This is a genomic window from uncultured Paraglaciecola sp., assembly GCF_963977085.1.
Classification (GTDB): Bacteria; Pseudomonadota; Gammaproteobacteria; order Enterobacterales; family Alteromonadaceae; genus Paraglaciecola.
Window position 1 is genome coordinate 22,956 of the sequence record NZ_CAXBNC010000001.1, and the last position, 25,909, is coordinate 48,864.

Sequence of the window (25,909 nt, forward strand, 5' to 3'; positions counted from 1 at the left end):
TGACATTATATAGATTGTTTCCAAGGCATAGTACGCATGACATCAGCAAATACACCTGCCGCAGTCACCGCCGCACCGGCACCATAACCTCTAATAACGTAAGGTATGGGTTGGTAATAATGGCTATGGATCGCCAAGGCATTTTCGCCCTCTTTTACCATGTACAGTGGATGGGATTCATTGACAGCTTCGATACTGACAACACATTTACCATGCTCAATCGAACCTACATAACGTAATACTTTACCTTCGTCCTTGGCAGCTGCGACTTTTTGGGCGTAGAAACTATCTAATTCCGGTAATCGCGACATAAAGTCTTTGATACTGCCACTGGCATCAAAAGAAGCCGGTAAGATGGGTTCTATTGTGATATCAGATAACTCAAGGGTTAAACCAGACTCACGGGCCATAATAAGAAGTTTTCTAGCGACATCCATACCACTCAAATCATCACGAGGATCAGGCTCAGTAAATCCATTCTGCTTAGCAATCTCAGTTGCCTCAGACAGGGTCAAACCCTCGTCTAATTTTCCAAACACAAAAGACAGCGAACCAGACAAAATCCCCTCAAAACGGACTAATTCATCACCGGCATAAAACAAGTTTTGTAAATTATCGATAACGGGTAGACCTGCGCCTACTGTTGTTTCGTACAAAAATTGACGATTGGTCTGTTGCGCCGTATCTCTTAGTAACTTATAAAATTCGGTGCTAGCGGTATTGGCTTTTTTATTCGGTGTCACAACGTGAAAGCCATCAAGCATCATTTGAGGATATTGCTCAGCAATCTGTGCGCTACTGGTACAGTCGATAATAACTGGGTTAACTAAACTATTGTCATGTACAAAATTCATCAAAGTATCGATAGAAAGCTGTTTGTCACTTTGCTCTAAAGCTGCTTGCCAAGACACATTCAAATCTATGCCATTGGCTTGCAGTAATAATTTTTTACTGTTGGCTATGCCATACACCTTTAAACTGATATTTTTTTCAAGTAAAGACGCTTGTTGACGAGCAATTTGAGCTAAAAGCTCTTTACCTACACTACCGCAGCCCACTAAAAAAACGTCTATGGCATGTAAATTAGAGAAAAAGTTCTGATGTACCACTTTCACTGCTTTTTTAGCCTTGTTTGATTCAATAACAGTAGAAATTGAGCGCTCTGATGAACCTTGCGCAATAGCCACATTGTTCACTCTAGCTTGTGCAAGTGAGCTAAAGAACTTAGCCGCTAAACCTTGAGAATGACGCATTCCATCACCTACCAAAGTTACAATGGCCAATTCGTGACGCACTTCTATAGGGTCTAATAATTGGTTGCTAAGCTCTAACGCAAATGAATCTTCTAATAAATCCTGTGCGCGACTGGCATCTTTACTGTGAATACAAAAACTGATGCTGTATTCAGACGAAGACTGGGTAATTAAACTAATGGAAATATTAGCATTCGACATAATTTCAAACACGCGACTCGCCATGCCCACCATGCCTTTCATACCCGGACCTGCCACGTTAAACATAGTCATATCATCTAAATGCGAGATACCTTTTACACTCGTCCACTTAGTGCTGGCTTCGTTACTGATTAAGGTACCTGGAGCAGCTGGATTAAGGGTATTACGAATTAAACACGGGATATGGTGCTGCGCTATGGGACCGATAGTTTTTGGGTGTAATACTTTTGCACCAAAATAAGATAACTCCATGGCTTCTTGATAAGTCAGCTTATCGAGTAACACAGCGCCTTCTACTTGGTTGGGATCAGCATTATATACGCCGTCTACATCTGTCCAAATTTCGCAACATTGTGCATCGATACATGCAGCTAATATAGCCGCTGAATAATCAGAACCATTGCGACCTAAGGTGACTTTTTCACCTTCTTCATTTACTGCGACAAACCCAGGCATGATTAAAATTTGTTCACCAGAAATATCGACATCACTAAAGCGAGCTTTACTGGCAGATACATCGGCGATGCTGTCTAAATAGTCGCCCTCAGCAATGATATAGTTAACCGGATCTATAATGCTGTTTTTATGACCTAAGGTGCTTAAAATTTCACTAAAAATATTCACACTGACGTATTCGCCAATACTCAACACTTTAGCGACAACTTGCTCAGGCGCACAACGAAGCAATGCAAAACCTTCTAAATGCTGGTTAAGTTCATTTAACGTTTGTTGAATGAATTCCGCTAATTTAGCTTGCGAAAAGTTGGGTAAAGTTGTTTGCAAATCATCCAAGATACCAAAAAGCACCATATTTAATTTGGCAAATAACTCGCCGTAATCTTTGCCCGCAGCCGCTTCATCACATAATAACGACAAGGCATTGGTAACGCCTTTTGGAGCAGACAATACAACAGCCGCACCGTTTTCGGTGTGACATGCAACACTGATGTCTTTCACTCTTAAGTAACGTTCTGCATCAGCGAGAGACGATCCGCCAAACTTCAATACCTTCATTTTTTAATTCCTTAAAAGTTTCAACACTATAATTATCACGTATTTTTTTGAGCTACAAAAAAGCCCGCTGTGGTTGCGGGCTTTTTATGTGTAATTCTTATGCACTAGCCAGCGACCACCCTATCGAAGGTGATAATCGTCATGCCGGTGGTGATTGTTATTATTTTTTTCATGTGCGCAATTTGCCGTATAGACGTCTATATGTCAACTGGCTGTTAACGATGTTTTGTTATTTGATATAGCTGCTTTGTCAAAAGCCATAAAAACCTAAAGAATTAAGCCAGAAAATTGCTGGATTTTATGCCTCTCCATTTGAATGAGAATGTTCCAAGGTTGCGCATCATTAATAATTTATCCGTTGAGTTTAATGGATAGAGGCTGACTACTTACTCTGTGACACACTTTTTAAACTTTAAAATTGATCTATTGCCTAGCAAAGCAAGTAGTACAGGGGTTGTTACGATTCAGTTGTTTAGTTAGGCCAAACATTTGCTGCCAACAAATTAGTTGTTTTTAGAACAATCAGTTCAAAGCGTCGCCACATCGCTGCGTTATTTACATTGATACCTGCGACTAATTGACTATTCTAAATTTATAAAGAAGGTCGATAATACTCAAAGGTCAATTTTTCTAGGAGCATTTATGAATTACCCTTGGTTACACAGCGCTAATAAAATTTTTAGAATTGTTGTAGTTGTTCAATGGCTAATATCGTTATTTATCGCTTATCTAACGACTAGTTGGCTCGAACCCTTTTTACTCGGCTTACCTATTTTGGCTTTGCCTATTATTCTCAGCTATACCCATGGGACAAATCCTGTCAGTCGCTATGCTTTTGCTATTGCAGTACAACTGTTCGCGGCGCTACATATTCAGCAAGCTTTTGGCATGACGGAGCTACACTTTGAAGTGTTCGTGATGTTGGCGTTTTTATCTTATTTTCGTGATTGGAAAACAATTGCGGTTGGCACTGCAACTGTTGCTGTACATCATATTCTTTTTTACTTTGTACAGAGTAGTGGTGGCAGCCTAGTGATATTCGAAGAGGGCCGCGTCGCATTTTACATCCTGGCCATTCACGCAGCATTTGCTGTCGCTGAAGGTGTCATTCTGGGATTCATGGCCCAAAGTAGCTTCGTTGAAGCGAGAGGAGCAGTTTTATTAAATAAGTCAGTATCAGGCATTATGCATGAAAAAGGCGTACTCAATCTCAAGGTTGAAATTCCCCATGACATTCAAAGTATTGAAGAGTTTAAGTCTCTAATTGAAGCATTTAAATCGTTAATTATAGAGTCCAATACACTCAGCAGTAACGTGTCAGCGGTAGCGCAACGCGTGAATGCGTCGTCAGGGACACTCGATACATCGGTGACACTCAGCGCTGAACAAGTAAAGTTAATTTCTGCTTCAATAGAAGAAATCAGTCATACAATAGAAGATGTTGCCACACGCTCCAAAGAGTCAAATGTGCATGCTGAAAAAGCCAAAAGTAGCACAGTAGAAACCAAAGAGTCTATTGCAGGTTCTAGCCAAAATGTGTCCCAATTAAGGCAAACTTTAACTGTCGCATCAGATGCAATCCAAACACTGAGCGACAAATGCAATAACATTTCAGAAGTGATGCAATCAATTAAATCTGTCGCTGAACAAACCAATTTGCTGGCGCTAAATGCCGCCATTGAATCTGCTAGAGCGGGAGAGCATGGTAGAGGTTTTGCTGTAGTAGCCGACGAAGTGAGAAACTTGGCCATTAAGTCTAAAGAAAGCGCAGAAGAAATAGAACAAATTACAGTGGGATTAATCACCAGTGCAAATGCTTCAGTCGCCCAAATGAATGACTGTGTGATTATGGTTGACGAAGCGGTTCACTCTTCAAGCACCGCCATGGAAAAGATGGATAGTGTGGTCAATAGCTTTCAATTGGTATCAGACAATATAACCAATGTAGCTACATCTGCCGACAAACAATCTAAAAATGTAAAATCCATTAACGATTCTACTCGCTTATTACGAGAGTTATCAGCTGAGGAACAAAGCAACGTCAATATCGTTAAAAACGAGGCCATAGAATTGGCCCAGTTATGCAAAAAGCTTGAACATCAATTGCAACAATTTTCGGTATAAGTTTTGTCTGCAAAATGGATTGTGGCTCTGTGGGGTTTAACTTGTCTGGCTGGGCTACTGATGTTATCGGTTAATCAGCTAGACGAGTTTGATCCTGATTCGAAACTCTCGTTAGCAATAACTGACGTCAAGTTTGAGCAGAATTTCATCTCTCAACTACAACAAAAAAACACCTTAGAGGCCCAGTCGATCATACATTTTTCTGACAACAACTGTTTCTGTGAAACCATAGCGCAAAGCCACATTGCTCGCTTATCTAACGACATGGCTGCTAACGGTTTCCAAAATGTTTATATCAATGTAAAGGCACTTCCTGAGTTTGCTCGCTTTGTTCCTTCTACGCCAGCAGTAGCAATAATTGGAGCGCTAAAAGAGCTGATATATTTGGGCCCTTATTCAGAAGGTTACGGCTGCTTACAAGGCACCGGATTAGTCGATGCAATTCTTCCGAAAATAAATAGCTCTGCTGTTGAAAATACTCTACTGATAACAGATGCAAAAGGCTGCTATTGTCAAACCTAGTCACTTTCTGTCTAAAATAACTGGGCCAGGTCCCAACTCTTCTAATTCGTCATCAGGATTATAGATAGGGCAATTTTGCATCGACAAACACCCACAACCTATACATCCATCCAGTGAGTCTCGAAGCTTAATTAACGAATTGATTTGTTGATCAAGTTGTTGCTGCCAACGCTTCGACAATTGTGCCCAGTCGTTTTTATCAGGAGTGCGTTCATTTGGCATGCCTAGGAAAGTTTGATGAATACTCTGCAAACTGATACCTAACCTTTGGGCTGCTTTTATCACTGAAATTCTGCGTAACACATCACGTTTGTAACGTCTTTGATTTCCTTGATTACGCCAACTTTTTATTAAGCCTTTTTGTTCGTAGAAATGCAAAGTGGACACTTTCACCCCAGTGCGTTTAGCCACATAACCTACCGACAAATTTGCGTCTAGCATTCCCTTAACTCCTCAATAAACCTGCACTTCGAATATAAGGAAAAAAAGGCTTTACCTCAAGTTAACCTGAGGTTTTAGTATGTATATCAATCAATTTAGAATCAGTAATGAGGAATAGTAGTTTGAAAAATCTAATCAATACACTCAAAAATAATATTGGAGACATCACCGCAATCACCCTAGAGACCTACAATGGCACTATGTATTTAAAATAATGCAGACAGGTATTAGAACAAAACAGCTAACTTAAGGAATGGCTAAACAAATAAGGGCTAGGGAAGAGATAAAACCTATGCCCCAACTGCAGCTACGCAACAGATGTTTATCGGCGTAATAGGCGAATAGATAGACAATTCTGGAAACAACAAATCCTATGGCAAAATACTCGGCTAACTGCCCAGTATTGTTGGTTATAAGCACTAATAAAGCGCCGGGCGTAAACATGATTAAGGCTTCAAAACAGTTTTCGTGCGCCGCTTTAGCCCTAGCTCCAAAACCCGTTAAAGACTTTTGTTGCTCCCTAGGGTTTCGATTATCATAACCACCAGCTTTGTTCATGGCTATGGCTAAGGGCGCTTTAGCGATAATGGGCATTGCGGTGGCGATAAATAAGCAGATAATTATGATAGTCATGGTAAACCTTTAATGTTAACTCGCTAGCATCCAACCCAAGAGATTAAAACAGAACTAGATTGAATAAAAATAATTTGTTGAACCAATTAAATATAGTCGCTCCTTCAGCTGAGGCAATTATCCAACCAGATTGGGCACTCCCCCATGACTTAACAATAACGGTAAAACGTGACGATATGTTACACCCAATTATATCGGGTAATAAGTGGCGTAAATTAAAATATGCGTTAACACCTGCAATAGCCGCTGACACAAAACACATCATCAGTTTTGGAGGCGGGTTTTCAAATCATTTACATGCTTTAGGTTACTGCTGTCAGCAACTCAACATACAATTCACCGCTATTGTTAGAGGGGATTATTCACACAACCCTAGCCCTATGTTGCAAGATTTAAGTAATTGGAAAACAACGATTCAATATGTTGACCGTAAGACTTACCAAAAACGAACTGAACCAGACTATTTACTCATGCTGCAGCAACAAAACCCCGGTGCTTTGCTTATTCCAGAAGGCGGTTCTCAGCAAGAAGCCTTAAAGGGTGTGACTGAAATTGTGGAAGAATTAAGTAATGCCTACGACTATATTGTGGCGCCTGTTGCCAGCGGAGGCACACTTGCTGGGTTAATCTCGGGTATAGGTAAACACACAAAACAACCAGACTGTAAAATATTGGGGATTGCAGTGCTCAAGGGGGAACTCTATTTAGAACAGCTGGTGACAGATCTATTGGGAAAAGATCACCAAACAAAAAACTGGCAAATTAATCACAATTACCATCTTGGTGGTTACGCAAAGTCTAATCATGAACTTGGGAAATTTTGTGATGACTTTTATCAACAAACCGCAATAGAAATAGAGCCAGTCTATAGTGGAAAACTGTTTTTCGCGTTACGAGATCTAATTAATAAGGACTACTTTCCAGCTAAAAGTCGTATATTAGCGTTACATACTGGTGGTTTACAGGGCGCTAGGTAAGTCTTGTTTGCTTTACGCGTCAAAGGTACGGTAAATTGTTACTTAGCTCTCCTTTAATTTTACAAAACTCCCTACAATGATGACACTTTTGAATATATTCTGCGGATTTTTATGAACTGGCTTGAATGGTTGCAAGGTTTTGCTGGCGCATCACCTCATGAATGGGTCGCCACAATCTCAGGCTTTATCTGCGTCTATTTGGTCATTAAACGTAATATTTGGTGTTTTGCTTTTGGCTTTGTACAAGTCAGTATTTACACTTGGATATTTTATGATGTGAAGCTGTATTCAGACATGGCGCTACATGTATTTTATATTGGTTTTCAAATATACGGTTGGCTACTGTGGAAAAATGCACAAGACTCAACGGGCCACGTCATAGTCAACCAAGGTACAACCAAAGAATATGTTTCTTGGGTTTTCGCTATTCTTGTTAGTACAGCTTTACTCGGTACGGTAATGGCTCACTACACAGATGCCAGCTTCCCCTACCCTGATGCCTTTACGACTTGCGCAAGTTTGGTAGCACAATGGTTATTGTCACATAAAAAATTATTGAACTGGGCGGTATGGATTATCGTAGACATAGTGGCTATGACAATATATTGGCAAAAGGGTTTATTTCCCACTTCAGTTTTATACGCCTGTTTCTTAGTTATGGCGATTATCGGCCAATGGCAATGGTATAAACACTTTTCATTCAATTCTAATAAAGGCTCGTGCATTTCGTGATTAAAAAAATTGTATTTTTAGGAGGCCCGTCTACCGGTAAAACCAGCTTGTGTGAAATCCTCGCAAATCAACTGGGAACAATCACTGTGCCAGAATATGGTCGCGAATATTGGATAACCCACCAAGTAGACCGACGATTAACGCCAGAACAACTGTTGCATATAGCTAAAACTCAAAACCAGTGGGAAGACCAAGCTATATCACGGGCAAACAAATTTCTATTCTGTGATACCAGTGCATTTACCACTTGGCATTTTGCTTTACATTACCACCAAACTGCCCTTCCAGAGTTGGAAAAGTTAGCTAATGCGTGTTGGCAACGTTATGACTTAGTGGTGTTATGTGATGACGATATTCCTTACGACGATACTTGGGAGCGCTCAGGAGATGCCAATCGCCATGAATTCCAAGCGTTTAACCGCCAATATCTGCAAGACAATAACATTAAACACATTCAAGTTTCCGGTGACATTTTACAAAGAAAACAAGCCGTGCTTGATGCGCTTAGTCTAGTAACCAAGGAAGTGTGTACCAATTAAACGCTCCTCAAATTCAGGCGCTCAACTGAGTTTTTCAATATTCAACTTGCACCTCAATAAATTACTGCTAGCATTCACGTTTTATTACCTAACCCTGAATACTAGGAACAACCTATGTCCCGAGTTTTGATAATTGGCGCTGGCGGCGTGGCCGCAGTGACCATTAAAAAATGTGCTCGTTTACCTGAGCTATTTGATGAAATTTACTTAGCGAGCCGCACAGTTTCAAAATGTGAAGCGCTACAAAAAGAAGTTGGAATAGACAGAGTCAAAGGCGTATTTGCTGTAGATGCCGATCATGCTAGCGAAGTGGCAGCGGTCATCAACCAAGTTAAACCTGACTTAGTGGTAAACTTGGCTTTACCATACCAAGACTTAGCCATTATGGATGCTTGCCTAGAGACAGGCGTAGACTACCTAGATACCGCCAATTATGAACCCAAAGATGTCGCTAAATTCGAATATTCTTGGCAATGGGCGTACCAAGAGAAATTCCAAAAAGCAGGCTTGATGGCATTATTAGGCAGTGGGTTTGATCCCGGTGTCACCAATGTTTACACGGCTTACGCAGCTAAGCACTACTTTGATGAAATCCATTACCTAGACATAGTCGATTGTAATGGCGGCGATCACGGTCAGGCCTTTGCGACTAACTTCAACCCAGAAATCAATATTCGCGAAATCACCCAGCGTGGACGTTTTTACGAAAATGGCGAATGGAAAGAAACCGATCCATTAAGTGTCCGTGAAGACTTAGATTACCAAAATATAGGTGTACGCGCCTCTTATTTGATGTTCCATGAAGAACTCGAGTCTATCGTTAAACACTTCCCTACCCTTAAACGTGCACGTTTTTGGATGACTTTTGGTGACGCCTATTTAACTCACCTAAAAGTGCTCGAAGGCATAGGCATGACTAGCATCGAGCCGATTAACTTCCAAGGTCAACAAATTGTACCTTTAGAGTTTTTGAAAGCAGTGTTGCCAGATCCAGGTTCATTGGCTGATGGCTACACAGGTCAAACTTGTATCGGTACCTACATCACAGGCCTAAAAGATGGAAAAGAAAAAACCATCTTTATTTACAACAATTGTGAACATGCCAAATGTCATGAAGAAGTAGGTGCACAAGCGGTGTCTTACACTACAGGTGTTCCCGCCATGATTGGCGCGTCATTGATGTTAAATGGCACATGGAAAAAACCGGGTGTATGGAATATGGAGCAATTTGATCCAGACCCCTTTATGGATATGCTGAATATTCATGGTTTGCCATGGCATGTAATTGAATGTGAGCAAAGCCCTTTTAAACAATAGAAGCTAGAGCCTCGATGGATTGAGGCTTTTAACATTTATTGTATGAGACACACCGTTAATATGATCACATTCTGTAAAAGAAAAATGCTACCTAGGCCTGGTTAAATACAATACAAAAGATACCTAAAGTTTGCATCAAGATTTAATGAAGCACGGAAACTCACTAGGGCAAGTATGATAGGTTGTCGATTTTGATTCGGTAGCCATATAAAAAACGCGCTATCTGTTGGCTCTTGCAAGGCGCAGTTTGTAACCGTGAATTTCGGGGGAGTCAGGATCAAGCAAATAAAGTGCATCAATCATCCCTGCCATACCGCTTTTGTTAGGCGCATTTAGAAAAATAATCAAACCATCACCACTGTTCTGGTAATAATAGGCGATCGATACCACAGTCCAATTTGTGCCTCTATGACCAATCAACTTGTCATGTGCAAGGTATGACAGGCCCCAACCCAAACCGTACCCCAGTTTAGTAGGGCAAAGGACGTGAGGTAAGCTGCTGCAATCAATATCACTTTTATCAAACTGAATCCCCTGCATTGTATTTCTATCTTCTTTTAATTCGCTGCTCAGCCCTTGACCCTGCATCGAAGAAATTAGGAACTTGGCATAATCTTCTACGGTGATAACCAAATTGGCCGCAGCAGAATAACTTCCTTCCTGACTGCAATAGCCATAAGGCGTGCAGTAATCTCTATAAACTTTTCCATTTTCATCTTGCGACTTAGCAATGCGCGAAAAGTTTTTCTCATATACACCTAAAAAAGCGTTATTCATGCCAAGTGGTTTAAAAACCGTTGATTTAACAAGCTGCTCAAAAGGTATGCCTAACTTGTTTTCTGCATATTTTGCTAAATATTCAAATCCTTCTCCTGAATAGCCAAATTTCGAGCCTGGAGGATGGATAAAACTGAGTTTTTTATTCTCAGAAAAATAACGCCAATTCATAAATCCACTTGTGTGGGTGAGCAACATTCTTGCTGTTAACTGCTTGGCACTTGGATTGCTCTTTAAGTCAGGATCTAGCCAAAATGGTACGACTGGTTCATCAAGGGCAAGTTTATTCTGGGTAACAAGTCGTAGAATGGTTTCTGCTGTTACAGTCTTAGTGAGTGACGCAACGTTAAATAGTGTACTGGATGACGCAGGGATGTTTGGAGACTGTAACCCGAATTGATTCTGCCAAATAACCTTACGATTTTTAATCACTGCCACACCGGCAGTATTAATTTTATGCCTATCAACTAACTGTTTAAAAGAATCGTTCAACATAGCAGCACGTGCATCAGAAATATCTTCAATATCAGGCTTGGTTTGGGCAGTGGCGTGCAAACAAAAAAGGCAGCACAGAAACACTAAGTTAGTTATCATTTGGTTTAGCATTTTAGTTATTCTCATAAAATAATAATTCAAGATTAGCATTGATACTATTTCACCCTGTATAGATTTTTGAAATGCCAAATATTCAAAAATTTACCTAGCCTTAGGTTAAAATGCGAACAAAGTCCGTTTAAACACTAATTCTCGAAGATTTAAGCAGTCAAACACAATTATGGTCAATGCTATTTAAAGGGCGAACCGACTTAGTATTAGACAACTTGACGACCGCACAATTTGAAATTAAGAACGCGGGGTTTAGTGTTGAGGACGTTACTTCATTAATGCGTATAGAAACGCTCAATGCCAATTTAGAAATGGCGATCGGACATTTAGCCGATCGGAAAGCGACTTAGCCTTTGCGCTTGGGTCTTCAGCAATTCAAAAATAATGGCGAGTATAAGCTGATCATCGAAAAATGGGGCTTTGCAGAGTAGGTCACTAAATTTTAAATAGAGGTTTTCGCAATTGAAAACTAAGCCGTAAAAACACCTAATAATTAGTTAGATAATTAGGAACTAAATTTATTCATACACAGTTTTCACTTTAACTCTATTACTGTCAGAGATATTCTTACCGGCTTACTTATCAGTGCCAAGAATGTAGTGACAATATGACCGACCCAATGTTAAACCCTGCCATCCCCTCACCTTGTTATGTGTGTGAAGAAGACAAACTCGAAACCAACTTACAACTTATGCAGCATGTGCAACAAGAGAGCGGCGTGGAGATTATTTTAGCGCTGAAAGGGTTTTCTATGTGGTCCACTTTTGATTTAGTTAGCAAGTACTTACAAGGTTCTACTGCAAGTGCAGTATGGGAAGCTAGGCTAGGAAAAGAAGAAATAGGTAAACAGGTACATGCGTTTTCGCCAGCATTTAAACCCACCGACATCGATCAATTAGTCGATTTAGTTGATCATATTTCTTTTAACAGCCTTGGCCAATGGCAGCGCTATAAAAAGCAAATTTTAAACTCTACCGTGTCGCCGGGTATACGTCTAAATGTAGAACACCGGGAAACCGAAACTGAGCTATATGACCCTAGCGCACCGGGATCTCGTTTTGGAATACTTGCCAAAGATTTAGTCGATGCCGATTTAAACGGCATAGAAGGATTTCATATTCATAATTTATGTGAGTGTGACTCTTATGCCACAGAGAGGACTATCCTCGCAGTAGAAAAGAAATTCAGTCAGTACTTTGCTCAAATAAAGTGGATCAACTTTGGTGGCGGTCATCTAATGACTAAACAAGGTTATGACGTAGAGCACCTCATCGCTACATTAAAAGCATTTAAAACCCGCCATCCTCACCTTAAGGTTATATTGGAGCCGGGCTCAGCTGTAGCATGGCAAACAGGTTCGTTGGTCTGTGAAGTGATCGATATAGTCGAGAACCGCGATAAAATAGCCATAGTCGATATGTCTGCTACTGCGCACATGCCAGATGTATTAGAAATGCCTTACCGTCCAGATGTGCGAGGCGCAGGCAAGGCCGGTGAAAAGGCGTTTACTTATCGATTTGGCGGCAACTCATGTTTAACCGGTGATGCTATTGATTTATATAGTTTTGATCACGAATTACAGATCGGTGAACGAATTATTTTTGAAGATATGATCCACTACACTATGGTCAAAACCACCTTTTTTAACGGCGTTGAACACCCCTCAATTGGTATCATTCGCAAGGATGGTAGCTTTGAACTTGTACGCAAGTTTGAATATGAAGATTTTAAAAACAAACTATCTTAATTGTCATGTAAAGCATTCTTTTTGTAAAATACACTTGACATAACTTATCTAGAGGTTAAACTCACCTTAAAAGTAAAGCTTATTTTACTTTATGACTTAGGAGTTTGACTTATGAATAATATTAAACACAACGAAACAAACTGTGAACAACAGGGCAACCATTTTATTAAGCAGTTAGCTTTATGGACGTTAGCTTGGGTGGCCAGTACCGCACTACTGAGATTTGGTGCAGAATTTATTTGGGATTATCAAGTGGCCTTTTCTATTGCTGCATTAATGGCACATCTGGCATTGGGATTAGCGATGATCATGGTAAACGTGAAACACCTAGCCAACCTTGACGAATTGCAACGCAAAATTACTATGGATGCCATGGGGATCACTTTAGGCGTAGGTTTAATAGCCGGTATTGCCTATGAGCAATTAGAAGACATCAAATTGATCAGCTTCGAACCTGAAATTAACCACCTAATAATGATCATGGCATTCACTTACATCATCAGTATTTTAATCGGCAATAGGAAGTACCAATGAAAAACCGCTTAAAAGTACTGAGAGCTGAACGCGACTGGACTCAGGCCGATTTAGCTAATGCCTTGGCAGTGTCACGACAAACCGCCAATGCCATCGAAAAAGGCAAATTTGACCCTAGCTTGCCATTAGCCTTTAAAATTGCTCGCTTATTTAAATTGAGTGTAGAAGATATATTTATCGATGAAGACGCAAGCTAAAACACATTCAGAAACAAAAAAACCTAGTGTAAGCCGTTAAGTTAAGGATGGATCTAGCGGCGATTTTGGTTATGCTCAGCGATTAACTTGCAGAAAATAATAAAAGACACACAAAGGAGTTAATTTGAAATTAACTAAAGTATTGATCCTAACCACCTTTATACTCACTACTCCAACATTTGCCAGCAACGCTATTATCCCAGTTTCAAAAGAAACCCAAGAAATGGCTGTAAGTCTGCGCGATAAAGCTGCCAAAGATGATAATGCTTACGAAATATTAAAATCCCTGACCACAGAAGTGGGCGCTCGCCACCCAGGTACACCTGGCGAAAAAGCAGGGATTGAATGGGGCATTAAAAAATTACAAGCACTGGGATTCGATAAAGTATATACCGAAGATGTAAACATGAATGGTTGGGTGCGCGGTATTGAAACAGCTGAAATCCTCATCCCTTCCTATCAAAAAATGACCATCACCGCCCTAGGTCGCTCAAAATCAACCCCCGAAGGTGGCTTAGAAGCACCAATAGCACACTTTGAAAGTTACGCAGATCTAGAGAAAGCCGCTGATGGCAGTTTAAAAGGCAAAATTGCCTTCATCAGTAATCGTATGGAACGCGTTAAAAATGGTGGGGGTTATGGACCTGCGAATATCGCCCGTTCAAAAGGTCATGAGTTAGCGGCGCAAAAAGGCGCCGAGGCCATACTCATTCGGTCTATTGGAACAGACGACCACCGCAACCCTCACACAGGGGCAACCAATGTGGCTATGGGTTATACTAAGGTACCTGCTGTTGCTCTATCTAACCCTGATGCCGATCAATTAATGCGTTTAATGGAATACGGCCACAACCCTAAAATTCGTCTAAATATTCAAACTAAAGATCTAGGCGCAATAGTCACCAAAAATGTCATAGGCGAAATAACGGGTCGAGAACATCCTAACGAAGTGGTAGTAATTGGCGGCCATTTAGATAGCTGGGACTTAGGCACAGGCGCAGTGGATGACGGCGCAGGAGTTGCAATTGCAATGGCAACGGCAGCCCTGATTAAAAACAACACTCAACAGCGCCCTCGACGCACCATACGCGTTATCCTTTGGGGTGCTGAAGAACTCGGATTAATCGGTGCCCGTGCCTATGCCAAGGCACGAAAAGAAGATGGCACTATTGCTAAGCATATCATTGGCTCAGAATCTGACTTTGGTGCCGGGCCTGTTTATGGTCTGCAATCTTCAGATAATATTTCACCTAACGCGCTTCACGTTGTGGATACTATGGCAGCACTGATGGGCGAACTAGGTGTCAGTCGTCGCAGTGGCAATACCAGCGGCGGTCCAGATATGATGCCCTTGGCTGCACTAGGTGTACCAGCATTAAACCTGATGCAAGACGGCACTGACTATTTTGACTTACATCACACTCCAGACGACACCTTTGACAAGGTCAACCCTGAACATATGCGCCAGAATGTCGCGGCTTGGACAGTGTTTACTTATATCGCAGCTGAATGGCCTGGAACGTTCAAGTAAAGTCTTTAGAAATCAACCTATTGCCCCCTATAGCTAACTATGAGCTTTAGGGGAAACATCCCCTGTATGCTTATTATTGATACTTAACAGCAGTTTTAAACCTCAGCCTAAATGATTATCCACTAAAGACACCACCCCAAAAATATATTGGCAGTATCAATCCAACACGCTCCACAAAACAGACAAACTGTAAAGTTTGTTATCAAGCAAGGTCAGCTTTTAAGCGTTATTAACAATGCCTGACCTAAATGCTCAGTCCATAAACCCTTTCAGATAATCTAGACAGGCTCATTTTTCGATTCCAATACTAATCAACTTGATTCCAAATAGAATCACTTTATTATCATTTTAGTGATTAACAAACTAGCAACGGCAGAGATAAGCGCCATTAACATTGGGTTTACAAATATATTTTGGTGTTGGCATCTGTTTTGCAAATCAGCGTTAAATCGTCGCTTTCCATGATTAAATAGAAATGAGGAATCCCATGCAAATTTCGTCCTTCAAAAGTGCCCATGTACTGATTACTGGTCAAGGTGCTTCCTCTACTCTAAGAGAACATATTGATAGCCTGAACTTTCGTTATCCACTGGTAGTGACCGACAAAGGAGTCAGAAATTCAGGCACTTTAGATCTCATTACGGCTCAACTCGCAGCATATCAGTATTCTATATTTGACAATGTTGCCGCTGAACCAGACAACAATGTGGTTGAACTTTGTTTTACTGCATATAAGGCCAAACCACATGATGCCATTATTAGTGTTGGCGGCGGCAGTGCAATTGATATTGCCAAATGTGTAGCCGTCTTAGCAGCTAACAATCAGCCCCTAAGTGCGATGTTTGGTGAAAATAAGGTTGTAAAACGAGGCATACCTCACATTGCTATACCCACAACCGCTGGGACGGGCTCGGAAGTCACTAATATTGCGATCTTATCGGTGCCTTCAGAGCAAACTAAAAAAGGAATTGTAAGCGATTTTTTATTGCCTGATTTAGCCATTGTGGCCCCAGAAATGACCCTAAGTTGTCCTCAACATATTACCGCAGCAAGTGGTGTAGACGCCTTAGTGCATGCCATAGAATCTTATTTATCAAATTTCTCTAGCCCTATTACAGACGCCCTTGCAATCAAAGCCATGGGTATGATTATTAATCATTTACCAACTGCGTATCGTTCACCGCAAGATATTGATGCTCGCGAAAATATGGCTACTGCCAGTTTAATGGCAGGATTGGCCTTTGGTAATGCAGGAGTAGGCGCGGTTCATGCGCTGGCTTACCCTTTGGGTGGGCGCTACCATATTTCCCATGGTGTGAGTAACGCATTATTACTACCCTATGTTATGGAGTGGAACAAGAGTGTTTGTTTGACACGTTTTACTGATATGGCAAATGCATTGTCGACAGCCATTACCCCCAACGACGATGCTGAAACGATTGCCAACAAGGTAATCCAACAATTGCATGATTTATGTGAAACAGTGGGTATTCCGCGAGGTATGCGCGCACTTGGCATAAAAGAAGAAGATATTCCTGAACTCGCCACAGAAGCCTTTAAAGTAGAACGCTTGCTTAAAAACAACCCTAGAAAATTGTCCCTGTCTGATATTGAAAGCATCTATAACGCGGCCTATTAATTTACCCTTTTATTATTTGGAATACTAACCCATGAAATGGAAAAACCACCAATATGGAACTGAAACTACTTTTTTTCCTTTAGGCCCATTTAAAGTACGTTTACCTTTTTTGCATTACCGATTCGAGTGGCCTGATTATTTGCAAGGATTGCTAATGTGCGCCGTTGATCTTGCGGCTATTCCACTGATGGTAGAATTATTAGGAATGCCATTTGAAGCGGCGATTGCGATTGTGATGATAAATGGCTTTTTATATTTGTTTCACCATATTTTAGGGGATCCCGTGGTACCAGGGTGGATAACCCCAGCGGTGCCTTTACTGATCGCATACGTGCAAACCTTTGATCCAGGTACCGATAGAGTACATGCATTAATTGCGTTTCAAATCATGCTTGGGTTATTGGCAATTATTCTCGGCCAAACCAAATTAGCATCAAAGGTGGTCAGGCTGATCCCTTCAGCGATCAAATCAGGGGTGATTATAGGCGCAGGCTTAGCCGCTATAGTGGTGGTATTTAAAGAAGGAGGTCGGTTCGAGCAATTTCCAATCACCATCACAGTTGCCGTAGGATTGGCATTTTACTTAATATTTTCTCCGCATTTTGCACAACTGAAACAACACAATGCGTTTTGGGCCAATTTAGGCAAGTTGGGGATCTTCCCTATCATTATTTTGGCCGTCATTTTGGCGCCTTTAGTGTCGGAAGCGAGTTGGCCCGATATTGAATGGGGTATTACCAGTCCCAATTTCGCGCTGATGTTTCAAGAGTACACTGTGTTTGGCGTAGGTTTGCCCGATGCTTCAATGTTTCTGACAGCTCTACCCACTGCCCTAGCCGCTTATATAGTGTTGTTTGGTGATGTACTGCAAACCAAAGCCATTTTAGATGAAGCTGACGAAAAGCGCCCTGATGAAAAAATTGATTATGATCCTAATCGCTCACATCTGATTTTTGGTGGTAGAAATGTATTCATGAGCATATTTGGTCCTGATGTTGTGATGTGCGGACCCTTATGGGCGGCGATGCATGTTGTTATTGTTGAACGTTACAAGCAAGGTCGAGAAGCAATGCAATCTATTTTCGGTGGCTCAGGGTCATTCCGATGGGGCACCAACTCGGGCTTGCTGTTGTTACCTGTGGTGAGTTTAGTGCAGCCTATTCTGGGTGTTGCACTTGCATTAACGCTGTTAATACAAGGGTTTGTGAGTTTTAGAATTGGCGTGATGGAAGCCAAAAGTCAGCGAGATTTGGGCATTGCAGGCATTATCGCCGCTATTTTAGTCATTAAAGGTGCCACCTGGGCCTTTGGAGTAGGCATTTTATTAGTGCTGTTGATTTACGGCAAAAACTTCTTCAAAGGTGATCCCCACAATAATTTTAACCCAACGACTATGAGTGACGAAGAGCAATGAAATCACTTAACGCCAAACTTTTGCAACCCGTTTTAGACGCACTCCCCGACGGAGTTTACATTACAGATGGTGAGGGTATTACCATAACGGTGAATAAGGCTTACGAAAGAATCACCGGTTTACAGCGTCATCGTGTGTTAGGTAAACACATGAAAGACATAGTCACAGACGGCTACATTTCTAAATCAGTATCCCTAGAAGTGATCCGCGAGCAACAACCTATCACTCGTGTACAAACCATCAAAGGTGACCGAAAAATAGTAGTCAGTGGTAATCCCATGTTCGACCAAGATGGCAAACTTGAATTTGTGATTAGTTCGGTACGTGACGTTACCGCTCTATTACGGGCTAAACATGCTGAAGAACAGTTGGAACAAATATTAACCGTTAGAAAGGAATACGGGATAGATGTAGATGTTCACACAGACAAGGCGGGAGTGCTAACCGGCACCAATACACGTTTATGTTATAAGTTGGCTGAAAAAGTCGCCCCCACAGACGTTAAAATTTTAATTCAAGGGGAAACCGGTACCGGAAAAACATTATTGGCGCAGTTTATTCATGACAATAGTCTGCGTGCTGCAGCGCCTTTTATTTCTTTAAATTGTGCCGCCATGCCTGAAGGTTTAATAGAAGCTGAGTTGTTTGGCTACACGTCGGGTGCCTTTACAGGTGCGTCGGTAAAAGGAAAAGAAGGATTACTTGATATTGCCAATGGTGGCACACTTTTTCTTGATGAAATTGGTGATTTACCCTTGTCGTTACAAGCTAAATTACTAAAAGTAATTGAAGAAAATAAATTTTTACCTTTAGGTGCTACACGCTTTAAAACCACCAATATAAGGCTCATTACCGCGACACATCATGATCTGAAAGAAGCCATTGCTGATGGCCGTTTTAGAGAAGACTTGTATTATCGTCTACAAATTATGCCCCTTGATTTACCGCCTTTGCGTCAACGTCAAGACGAAATACTATCACTACTTGAGCATTATTTAACTCATTATGCGAAACGCTATAACACACAAAAAACCTTACACCCGGAAACCTCAGAAGTGCTTTTACACTATAAATGGCCGGGGAATATTCGCGAATTAATGAACCTAGCAGAACGCTTGGTTTTAATTACTGAGCATACCGAAATACTGCCTAACGATTTACCCGAATCTATCAGACCTTTAATGACACATTGCGACCCTTATTCTTCCGGCAGCCTTAAGCAACAAGTGTCAAATTTGGAGCGAGAATTAATCAACAATGCAATGAGTTTATATGGCTCCACCCGAGCGGCAGCCGCATCACTAGGCATTAACCAGTCAACGCTTGTGAAAAAACGACAAAGCCTTCTCGCCACAGGGAGTGACAAATCATGATGTTAGAAACCTTATCAGTATTTAAAAATAAATGTTTGATCAATGGGCAATGGATATCCCATGGGTCATTAGCTGATGTGACTAATCCGGCCGATGGTACGCGATTAACTCACGTCCCTTTTATGGGAGCAGCTGAAACCACTTTAGCTATTGAGGCTGCACAACAGGCGTTAGGGTCTTGGAAGTTATTAAGTGGCGCCTCGCGGTCAGACATATTGCTTAAATGGCACGATCTCATTATTAAGCATGTGGATGATCTGGCCACTATTATGACCCTAGAACAAGGTAAACCCTTACATGAAGCCCAAGGTGAGGTACTTTACGCGGCCAGTTATATTAAATGGTACGCAGAAGAAGCAAGACGAATTTACGGCGACATTATTCCCAGCGACGATACCACCAAGAAGCTTTATGTGAGTAAAGAGCCTGTAGGGGTATGCGTGGCAATTACCCCTTGGAATTTTCCTGCTGCAATGATTACCCGAAAAGTCGCCCCGGCCCTAGCCGCTGGATGCACTATGGTTGTAAAGCCTGCCTTAGAAACACCTTTGACTGCCTTTGCTTTAATGGGCTTGGCACAAGAAGCGGGGGTTCCCGATGGAGTTATCAATGTAATAAGTGGTGACGCCAGAAAGATTGGTGCACAAATGACGGCTAACCCTCTCGTCAAAAAATTAAGCTTTACAGGATCTACAGCTGTAGGGGCACAATTAATGGCAGCCTGTGCACCATCCATTAAGAAGTTATCCCTTGAGTTAGGTGGCAATGCACCATTTATCATTTGTGAAGACGCCGACCTGCAGCTAGCAGCAACTGAATTAATTAAAAGTAAATTTAGAAATGCAGGGCAAACTTGCGTGTGTGCTAATCGTATTTATGTGCATGAGACTGTGTACGACAAATTTGCTCAAATATTTATAAATAAAGTAGCACAATTAAAGGTCGGTAATGGTCTTGAATCAGCTACTGATATTGGCCCTTTAATAGATGCAAATGCCGCAAAAAAGGTCACTGAACATATCAATGATGCACAGTCAAAAGGTGCTTCAATTGCTTTTGGCGGTGAAGTACTCGAGTTAGGAGGGAACTGGTTTAGCCCCACTGTCTTACTCAATGTCACGCAAAATATGCTCTGCGCTAAAGAGGAAACCTTCGGCCCACTAGCGCCACTTATACGCTTCTCTACTATTGCTGATGTCATCGCTATGGCAAATGACACGCAATTTGGTCTAGCTGCTTATTTGTTCAGTGAAAATCACCGCACTATTGAGCACATTAGTGCGCAGTTGGAAGTGGGTATGGTGGGCGTCAACACAGGCATTATTTCAACTGCTGTGGCGCCATTTGGTGGCATTAAAGCCAGCGGCTTGGGCCGTGAAGGCGGACGAATAGGATTAGATGAATACTTAGAAACGAAATACGTCTGCTATGACATACGATGAGCGTCATGAGTGGGCATTACCTCTTTGTGCATCAGTACAAAGAATACACTTTGCCAATAAAGGCATAACAAGAAGAAAAAGGTGAAACATGTCACATACAACGAATAAAACATCACTAAAAACAACTCTTTCAGCTCTGCTTGTCGGTATTTCATTTGCTTGCGCTCCGCTTACCTCAACTGCCGCTGACGAAACTTACATTGAAAAATTGTTAGCCGATGCACCTAACAATTGGGGTAAGTGGGGTGAAAATGATCAAATTGGAGCCTTAAATTATTTAGACGAAAACCAAGTTAAACGAGGCATAAAAGCCGTTAAATCAGGCGAGCGTTTTACGCTACAACTGCCAATGATCCACGGTATAGGCCCGGTATTTCCAGGTCGTGTACCGGTAATGCATTTTATGTCGCAAGATGAAGGCATTTATTCCTCAAACAAGTCTGAACCCTTAAGTGGGGGCATGAAATATTCGGACGATGCTGTTTTCATGTATTTACAAGGCACCACTCATATGGATGCCTTGGGTCATGCTTGGTATTCTGACAAAGTGTATAACGGCAAATCAGCCGACACCACTGTACATGGTCACGATTATGTAGATATTGCTCAACTAGGTGATGTAGGCGTAGCCGGAAGAGGAGTATTGATTGATGTGGGTCGATTACGTGGCGATAAAAAACACCGCTTGGCCCCAGGTACCTGCGTGACTTTAGATGACATTAAAAATACAGCCAAAAAACAAAAGCTGACCATTGAAAAAAGAGACATATTAATGATCAGAACAGGCTCGATGGGGCGCTTTTATGATGAAGACGATAAACAAAACTGGACAGCCTTAGATGAACCAGGTCTTTGTTACAGTGCTGAATTAGTTAAATGGATCGACGACATGGAAATTCCTGTTATCGCAGCCGATAATTTAGCCGTTGAATTAGCCGCTCAAGATGTCAAAGGAACCAATATGGTGATCCCATTACATGGTGCATTAATCAGAAATTTGGGTGTGGTATTAACAGAATTATATTGGCTAGACGACTTAGCCGCAGACTCTGCAGAAGATGGTCAATATAGTTTCTTCTTCTCTGTTGCGCCTTTAAAAATGAAAGGTGGCACCGGTTCACCTATCAACCCAATGGTCATCAAATAGTCAGTAAGTAAATCGACGGGGCAAATCTGCCCCGCACATCATTTCTCGTCGCATTTTGAATAGGCAAAAGCCTGTTCAGGGTTCTTTGTGCCTAAATTTTAAGATTTAGCACAGAGTTTGCCTTGATAAAAAGCGATGAAAGCACTTATAAAATTAAGGTAAGCACATGAATAGTATAAATAAATTTAAAATTTCGGCACTTGGGAGTATCTTGTTTTCAATCACAGCAGCTCAGGCAGTAGAAATTGAAAGTAAAGGCTATACATTTGGGTTTAATGGTTACGTCAATACCCATCTTGTGTATGTTAACTGTGATGATAATCCTGATAACGTAGCGGGTAATGCACTGTTATGCAGTGGCGACGACGCGACTTCCGTTTCTAATGGTTATAGTCCCGCTAGTTTTCAGTTTAGTGCCGCCACTCAAAAAAATGGCATGGATATTAAAGCCGTATTGGCTTACGAGCCGGGTAACACCGATAACAGCGCGTTTAATGGTGGAGGCGACAATAAAGCGTATCGCGCGTTTTTCACTGTTGGAAATAACGACATTGGCACCTTTAAAGCGGGCCGTGATTACGGTGTATTTGGCATAGACATAGTGTTACAAGACATATCCTTAGGGGGTGTCGGAGCCCCAGCTTTAGTGACAACCCCATTGAATACCAGTTTAGGCGGCGCAGGATACGGTTACATCTTTGCCGACCGCTTATCACAACTCACTTATTCCTTTGCAAAAAACGGCATCAGTGGTGCGATTGGAGTCTTTCAGCCTCTTGACCCTGTTACCTTCGGTGGTAATGGTTTTGCCGGAGACAGTGGTTCTAAAACGCCTGGCTTACACGGTAAATTAAGGTACGACTTTGACAGTGGTTTTGTATCAACTACCTTTTTGTCACAGAGTGTCGACAGCCCATTAAATGACTACAAGGCTACAGGCGTAGACCTGACTATCGTATACAATATCGGCGATACGAGTGTATTAGCATCTGGTTTTTCAGCCGAAGGTTTAGGGTACTACGGGCTATTAATCGACGGTTCAGACAGTGCGGCAAATCCACGAGATAGTGATGGCTATTTCTTACAGGCTACGCATAAATGGGACAATACTAAGTTAGGTATTAATTATGGTATTTCTAATGTTGAATTAGCCCCAGAAGACACCGCAATTCAAGTGAAACAACAAAGTAAAATTACTCTTGGTGTATACCATACATTGTGGAGCATGGTGACGCTATCGGCAGAATACTCAAACATTAATGCAGAAAACCAAGAAGGGGGGGAGATTAAAAACCAAGCTATTAGTTTAGGCGCTGCACTCAGTTTTTAGTAAAAGAATTTATCCCCAAACGGTGTTAGTAAGTTTATTTTACTAGTCCCACAACGCGCTTTGCACCTCAAGGCGCGTTTTTATTGGCTATGCTATTTTCTTTTAAATGGCAGTTTTAGACACAATATCCACCCTCCCCTGCGTAAACCATCGATTTGTTTGCGCAGGGGCACAACCATTAAACCAATAACTATTGATGTCCATTCACCCGCTTAATTCTTTGAAAGTTGGTCATATGGAAGTACCGGACTATAAATGTTGTGCTCTCGAAAATTATTTTACCTTAACCGCCAAACTTCACTCTCACCCCAGCATTAACAATAAAGCCGTCATTGCGTGACCAAATATCTGTGGTCCATTGGCCACTTGGTGCTCTGGAAGGCAAAAGCAACGGATGTTCATCGGTTTGTTTTACGTTCAGTAGGTTTTCAAGATTAATAAACCAACTGGCTCGACCTATGGTAATTTCCCCCATTAAACCTAAGTGCCAGTATGGCTTTGACTCATCAATATAAGGGTTGTCATTTAAGCGTTGTGACCCAGTGTAGTAGGCTTCAAAGCCCGTTCTGAAACTGCCGTGTTGCTCCCACATCGCCACAAAGCCAGCAGAGTGTTTAGGGGTTAGTGCTATCTCCCTTGTGCCTTGCCCATTTGGCGCTAATTCAGTGGCATCCAAAAACAGGTAGCTGGCAGTCAGTTTGATATCCTGCCACTTGTAGCGAAACAACAGCTCGGATCCGCGAATTTGACTTTCGCCTTCGGCATTCACCAAGCGAACTCTGTCGAGTACGCCTTCGTTAGTCGAAGCAAAGGATTCAAGTTCGGTGGCGTTATCCACATTCGAAGCAAATAAGGTCAAACTCGTTTCAATACTTTCATAGGTATAAGTGAAGTCAACAGATGCGGTTTCTGCGTGCTCTTCTTGAATATTTTGGAGGGTTTCCAGTCTCGATAGTCCTGCGGCTTCAATCTCTTCAACAAAAGGGGTTGGCGCAAAGTAGCCTTTGCCATAAGAGCCTCTAATGGTTAAGTCACCGGGTCTGTATAACAGCGAAATTCTTGGACTGAATTGGGTACCATACTCACTGTGCTCATCTAAGCGGGCACTAAATGAAGTAGTGACTAGTTCGCTAAGTTCATAATCCATTTGTGCAAATAATCCAGGTACGTCGTAGGAATAATCGAACTCAGGAAAAGTAGTAGAGGCGTAAATGTCAGATTGGAAAGCAATACCAATAACCCAATCGCTCGCATCACTATAACCAGCAAGGCTGCTTTCTAGCAGGTAACTCTGGTGTTGATCATCTTCCATCACTCCACCATAGCCATGTTCATGATCTTGCACCATAGCGGAAGCTCTGGTACTCAAGGTGACTGAATTTAGAATTGGCATGTTAAATACCAAGCCTCCGTCTAGTCGCTGTGAATCTTGGGTTTTCTCAAATGAAGTCCCATCCGCAACTGTACTACCTTGTAGAGTTCCTCCTGCTCGTTGTTCTGTCATAAAGCCCGCAGTTGCATACAGGGTTTCACCATTGTTGCCTTCCCAAAAAAGTCGAGGCCGTGCGGTATACCTTTCGTATCCAGCGAGATCAATCCAGCCATCATTATCAATGTCTTGTCCATTCTGGTGGTGAGCACCGGCAGTAATCGAACCTTTTAAACCTTCACTCAGTGGACTTTCCACATAAGAGGTAAAATCTTGGCCATTTTCGGTGGTGAAATTTAGCAACATTTCACCACTGAGTGCATCTTTTGGCTGTCTTGAAACTAGGTTAATGACTCCACCAAGGGCTGACCCACCATAAAGGGATGAGGCAGAACCTTTGATAATTTCAACCCGCCCAAGATCTGTTGGAGGAATTTGTAATAAACCAATAGAAGCCGCTTGGTTGCCGTAAAGCGGTAGGCCATCTGCTAACAATTGGGTATAGCGTCCAGACATGCCTTGTAGTCGAATATTGGCACTGCCCAATGCAGGAGAGGTCGTTTGCACCCGCACCCCACCGGTTTCGGCGACCAACATAGAGATGTTACCTGGCCGCATGGCCGCTTTTTCTTCAATTTCTTCACGGTTAATTATTTCCACACGAATGGATTGCTCATCAGCAATACGCCCTGAACGCGTAGCCTGTATGACAATTTTCTCAACGCTTTCTTCATGTTCATGTTCATGTTCATCATTATGCTTTTCTTGTGAGTCTTTCTTCTTATCTTGATGAGTCGGCACTTTATCCACAATTTGATTCGAATCATTAAAGGCTAAAGAAATTGAGCTGAGATCATCAGCGTGACTTAAGGGATTTAAACTAAGGGAGAAAACGACCACGGTGGAGCGGAATAAAAAAGGCATAAATGATTTCTTGCAACTTAACATAAGTAATAAATGGTATGATTTAGAATAAAGCTTACAGTAACT

The 25,909-nt window shown here is 41.7% G+C and carries 21 protein-coding genes; 16 read left to right on the plus strand and 5 right to left on the minus strand.

The window, feature by feature from the left end:
- Positions 1-5: 5 nt before the first annotated feature.
- Positions 6-2,468 carry a bifunctional aspartate kinase/homoserine dehydrogenase I gene (thrA, locus tag AAC000_RS00085; RefSeq protein WP_339718948.1) on the minus strand — a complete coding sequence of 821 codons (2,463 nt, stop codon included), beginning with the start codon at positions 2,466-2,468 and terminating at the stop codon, positions 6-8.
- Between the two features lie 642 nt (positions 2,469-3,110).
- Between thrA and AAC000_RS00090 the strand changes: the two genes are divergently transcribed.
- Together AAC000_RS00090 and AAC000_RS00095 are read left to right on the plus strand one after the other, a co-directional pair.
- Positions 3,111-4,592 (plus strand): methyl-accepting chemotaxis protein, encoded by a 1,482-nt coding sequence (locus tag AAC000_RS00090; protein WP_339718949.1) that lies wholly within the window; start codon positions 3,111-3,113, stop codon positions 4,590-4,592.
- 3 nt (positions 4,593-4,595) lie between these two features.
- Positions 4,596-5,114: a DUF6436 domain-containing protein gene (locus AAC000_RS00095; protein ID WP_339718951.1), complete on the plus strand. Its 519-nt coding sequence runs from the start codon at positions 4,596-4,598 to the stop codon at positions 5,112-5,114.
- Here the strand turns inward: AAC000_RS00095 and soxR are convergent, their stop codons facing one another.
- Together soxR and AAC000_RS00105 are read right to left on the minus strand one after the other, a co-directional pair.
- Positions 5,115-5,555: a redox-sensitive transcriptional activator SoxR gene (soxR, locus tag AAC000_RS00100; protein ID WP_339718952.1), complete on the minus strand. Its 441-nt coding sequence runs from the start codon at positions 5,553-5,555 to the stop codon at positions 5,115-5,117.
- Between the two features lie 246 nt (positions 5,556-5,801).
- The gene (locus AAC000_RS00105) at positions 5,802-6,188 is read right to left on the minus strand and encodes an MAPEG family protein (protein ID WP_339718953.1); all 387 of its coding nucleotides are present in this window, start codon (positions 6,186-6,188) and stop codon (positions 5,802-5,804) included.
- Between the two features lie 59 nt (positions 6,189-6,247).
- Here AAC000_RS00105 and AAC000_RS00110 point away from each other — a divergent pair, with 59 nt between their 5' ends.
- From AAC000_RS00110 to AAC000_RS00125, 4 genes are all read left to right on the plus strand, one after another.
- Positions 6,248-7,165 carry a pyridoxal-phosphate dependent enzyme gene (locus AAC000_RS00110; RefSeq protein ID WP_339718954.1) on the plus strand — a complete coding sequence of 306 codons (918 nt, stop codon included), beginning with the start codon at positions 6,248-6,250 and terminating at the stop codon, positions 7,163-7,165.
- Between the two features lie 111 nt (positions 7,166-7,276).
- Entirely contained in the window at positions 7,277-7,897 is a 621-nt protein-coding gene (gene pnuC, locus AAC000_RS00115; protein ID WP_339718955.1) for a nicotinamide riboside transporter PnuC, read from the plus strand.
- Positions 7,894-8,436, plus strand: a complete 543-nt coding sequence (locus AAC000_RS00120; protein WP_339718957.1) for an ATP-binding protein — start codon at positions 7,894-7,896, stop codon at positions 8,434-8,436. Before pnuC ends, AAC000_RS00120 begins: the two co-directional genes overlap by 4 nt.
- A 114-nt stretch (positions 8,437-8,550) precedes the next feature.
- Entirely contained in the window at positions 8,551-9,753 is a 1,203-nt protein-coding gene (locus AAC000_RS00125; RefSeq protein ID WP_339718959.1) for a saccharopine dehydrogenase family protein, read from the plus strand.
- Between the two features lie 219 nt (positions 9,754-9,972).
- Here AAC000_RS00125 and AAC000_RS00130 read toward each other — a convergent pair whose 3' ends face one another.
- Positions 9,973-11,124, minus strand: a complete 1,152-nt coding sequence (locus AAC000_RS00130) for a serine hydrolase domain-containing protein (protein ID WP_339718961.1) — start codon at positions 11,122-11,124, stop codon at positions 9,973-9,975.
- A 619-nt stretch (positions 11,125-11,743) separates the two neighbouring features.
- On the opposite strand from AAC000_RS00130, the gene nspC reads away from it, so the two are divergent.
- The 10 genes from nspC (at position 11,744) to AAC000_RS00180 (ending at position 23,490) form a co-directional block, all read left to right on the plus strand.
- On the plus strand, positions 11,744-12,883 hold the full coding sequence (gene nspC / locus AAC000_RS00135; RefSeq protein ID WP_339718963.1) for a carboxynorspermidine decarboxylase: 1,140 nt from the start codon (positions 11,744-11,746) through the stop codon (positions 12,881-12,883).
- 111 nt (positions 12,884-12,994) lie between these two features.
- Complete coding sequence (locus tag AAC000_RS00140; RefSeq protein WP_339718965.1) at positions 12,995-13,417, plus strand: hypothetical protein; 423 nt, start codon at positions 12,995-12,997, stop codon at positions 13,415-13,417.
- Positions 13,414-13,614: a helix-turn-helix transcriptional regulator gene (locus tag AAC000_RS00145; RefSeq protein WP_339718967.1), complete on the plus strand. Its 201-nt coding sequence runs from the start codon at positions 13,414-13,416 to the stop codon at positions 13,612-13,614. The genes AAC000_RS00140 and AAC000_RS00145 overlap by 4 nt, the downstream gene beginning before the upstream one ends.
- Positions 13,615-13,738: 124 nt before the next feature.
- Entirely contained in the window at positions 13,739-15,145 is a 1,407-nt protein-coding gene (locus AAC000_RS00150) for a M20/M25/M40 family metallo-hydrolase (RefSeq protein WP_339718969.1), read from the plus strand.
- A 487-nt stretch (positions 15,146-15,632) separates the two neighbouring features.
- Positions 15,633-16,784, plus strand: a complete 1,152-nt coding sequence (locus tag AAC000_RS00155) for an iron-containing alcohol dehydrogenase (protein ID WP_339718971.1) — start codon at positions 15,633-15,635, stop codon at positions 16,782-16,784.
- A 31-nt stretch (positions 16,785-16,815) separates the two neighbouring features.
- On the plus strand, positions 16,816-18,198 hold the full coding sequence (locus tag AAC000_RS00160) for a hypothetical protein (protein ID WP_339718972.1): 1,383 nt from the start codon (positions 16,816-16,818) through the stop codon (positions 18,196-18,198).
- Positions 18,195-19,571, plus strand: coding sequence for a sigma 54-interacting transcriptional regulator (locus AAC000_RS00165; protein ID WP_339718974.1), 1,377 nt, complete (start codon positions 18,195-18,197; stop codon positions 19,569-19,571). Before AAC000_RS00160 ends, AAC000_RS00165 begins: the two co-directional genes overlap by 4 nt.
- Complete coding sequence (locus AAC000_RS00170; protein WP_339718976.1) at positions 19,568-21,013, plus strand: NAD-dependent succinate-semialdehyde dehydrogenase; 1,446 nt, start codon at positions 19,568-19,570, stop codon at positions 21,011-21,013. Before AAC000_RS00165 ends, AAC000_RS00170 begins: the two co-directional genes overlap by 4 nt.
- Before the next feature lie 88 nt (positions 21,014-21,101).
- Positions 21,102-22,160: a cyclase family protein gene (locus AAC000_RS00175; RefSeq protein WP_339718978.1), complete on the plus strand. Its 1,059-nt coding sequence runs from the start codon at positions 21,102-21,104 to the stop codon at positions 22,158-22,160.
- Between the two features lie 166 nt (positions 22,161-22,326).
- Entirely contained in the window at positions 22,327-23,490 is a 1,164-nt protein-coding gene (locus AAC000_RS00180) for a porin (protein ID WP_339718980.1), read from the plus strand.
- Between the two features lie 283 nt (positions 23,491-23,773).
- Here the strand turns inward: AAC000_RS00180 and AAC000_RS00185 are convergent, their stop codons facing one another.
- On the minus strand, positions 23,774-25,843 hold the full coding sequence (locus AAC000_RS00185; RefSeq protein WP_339718982.1) for a TonB-dependent receptor: 2,070 nt from the start codon (positions 25,841-25,843) through the stop codon (positions 23,774-23,776).
- Between the last annotated feature and the right edge of the window lie 66 nt (positions 25,844-25,909).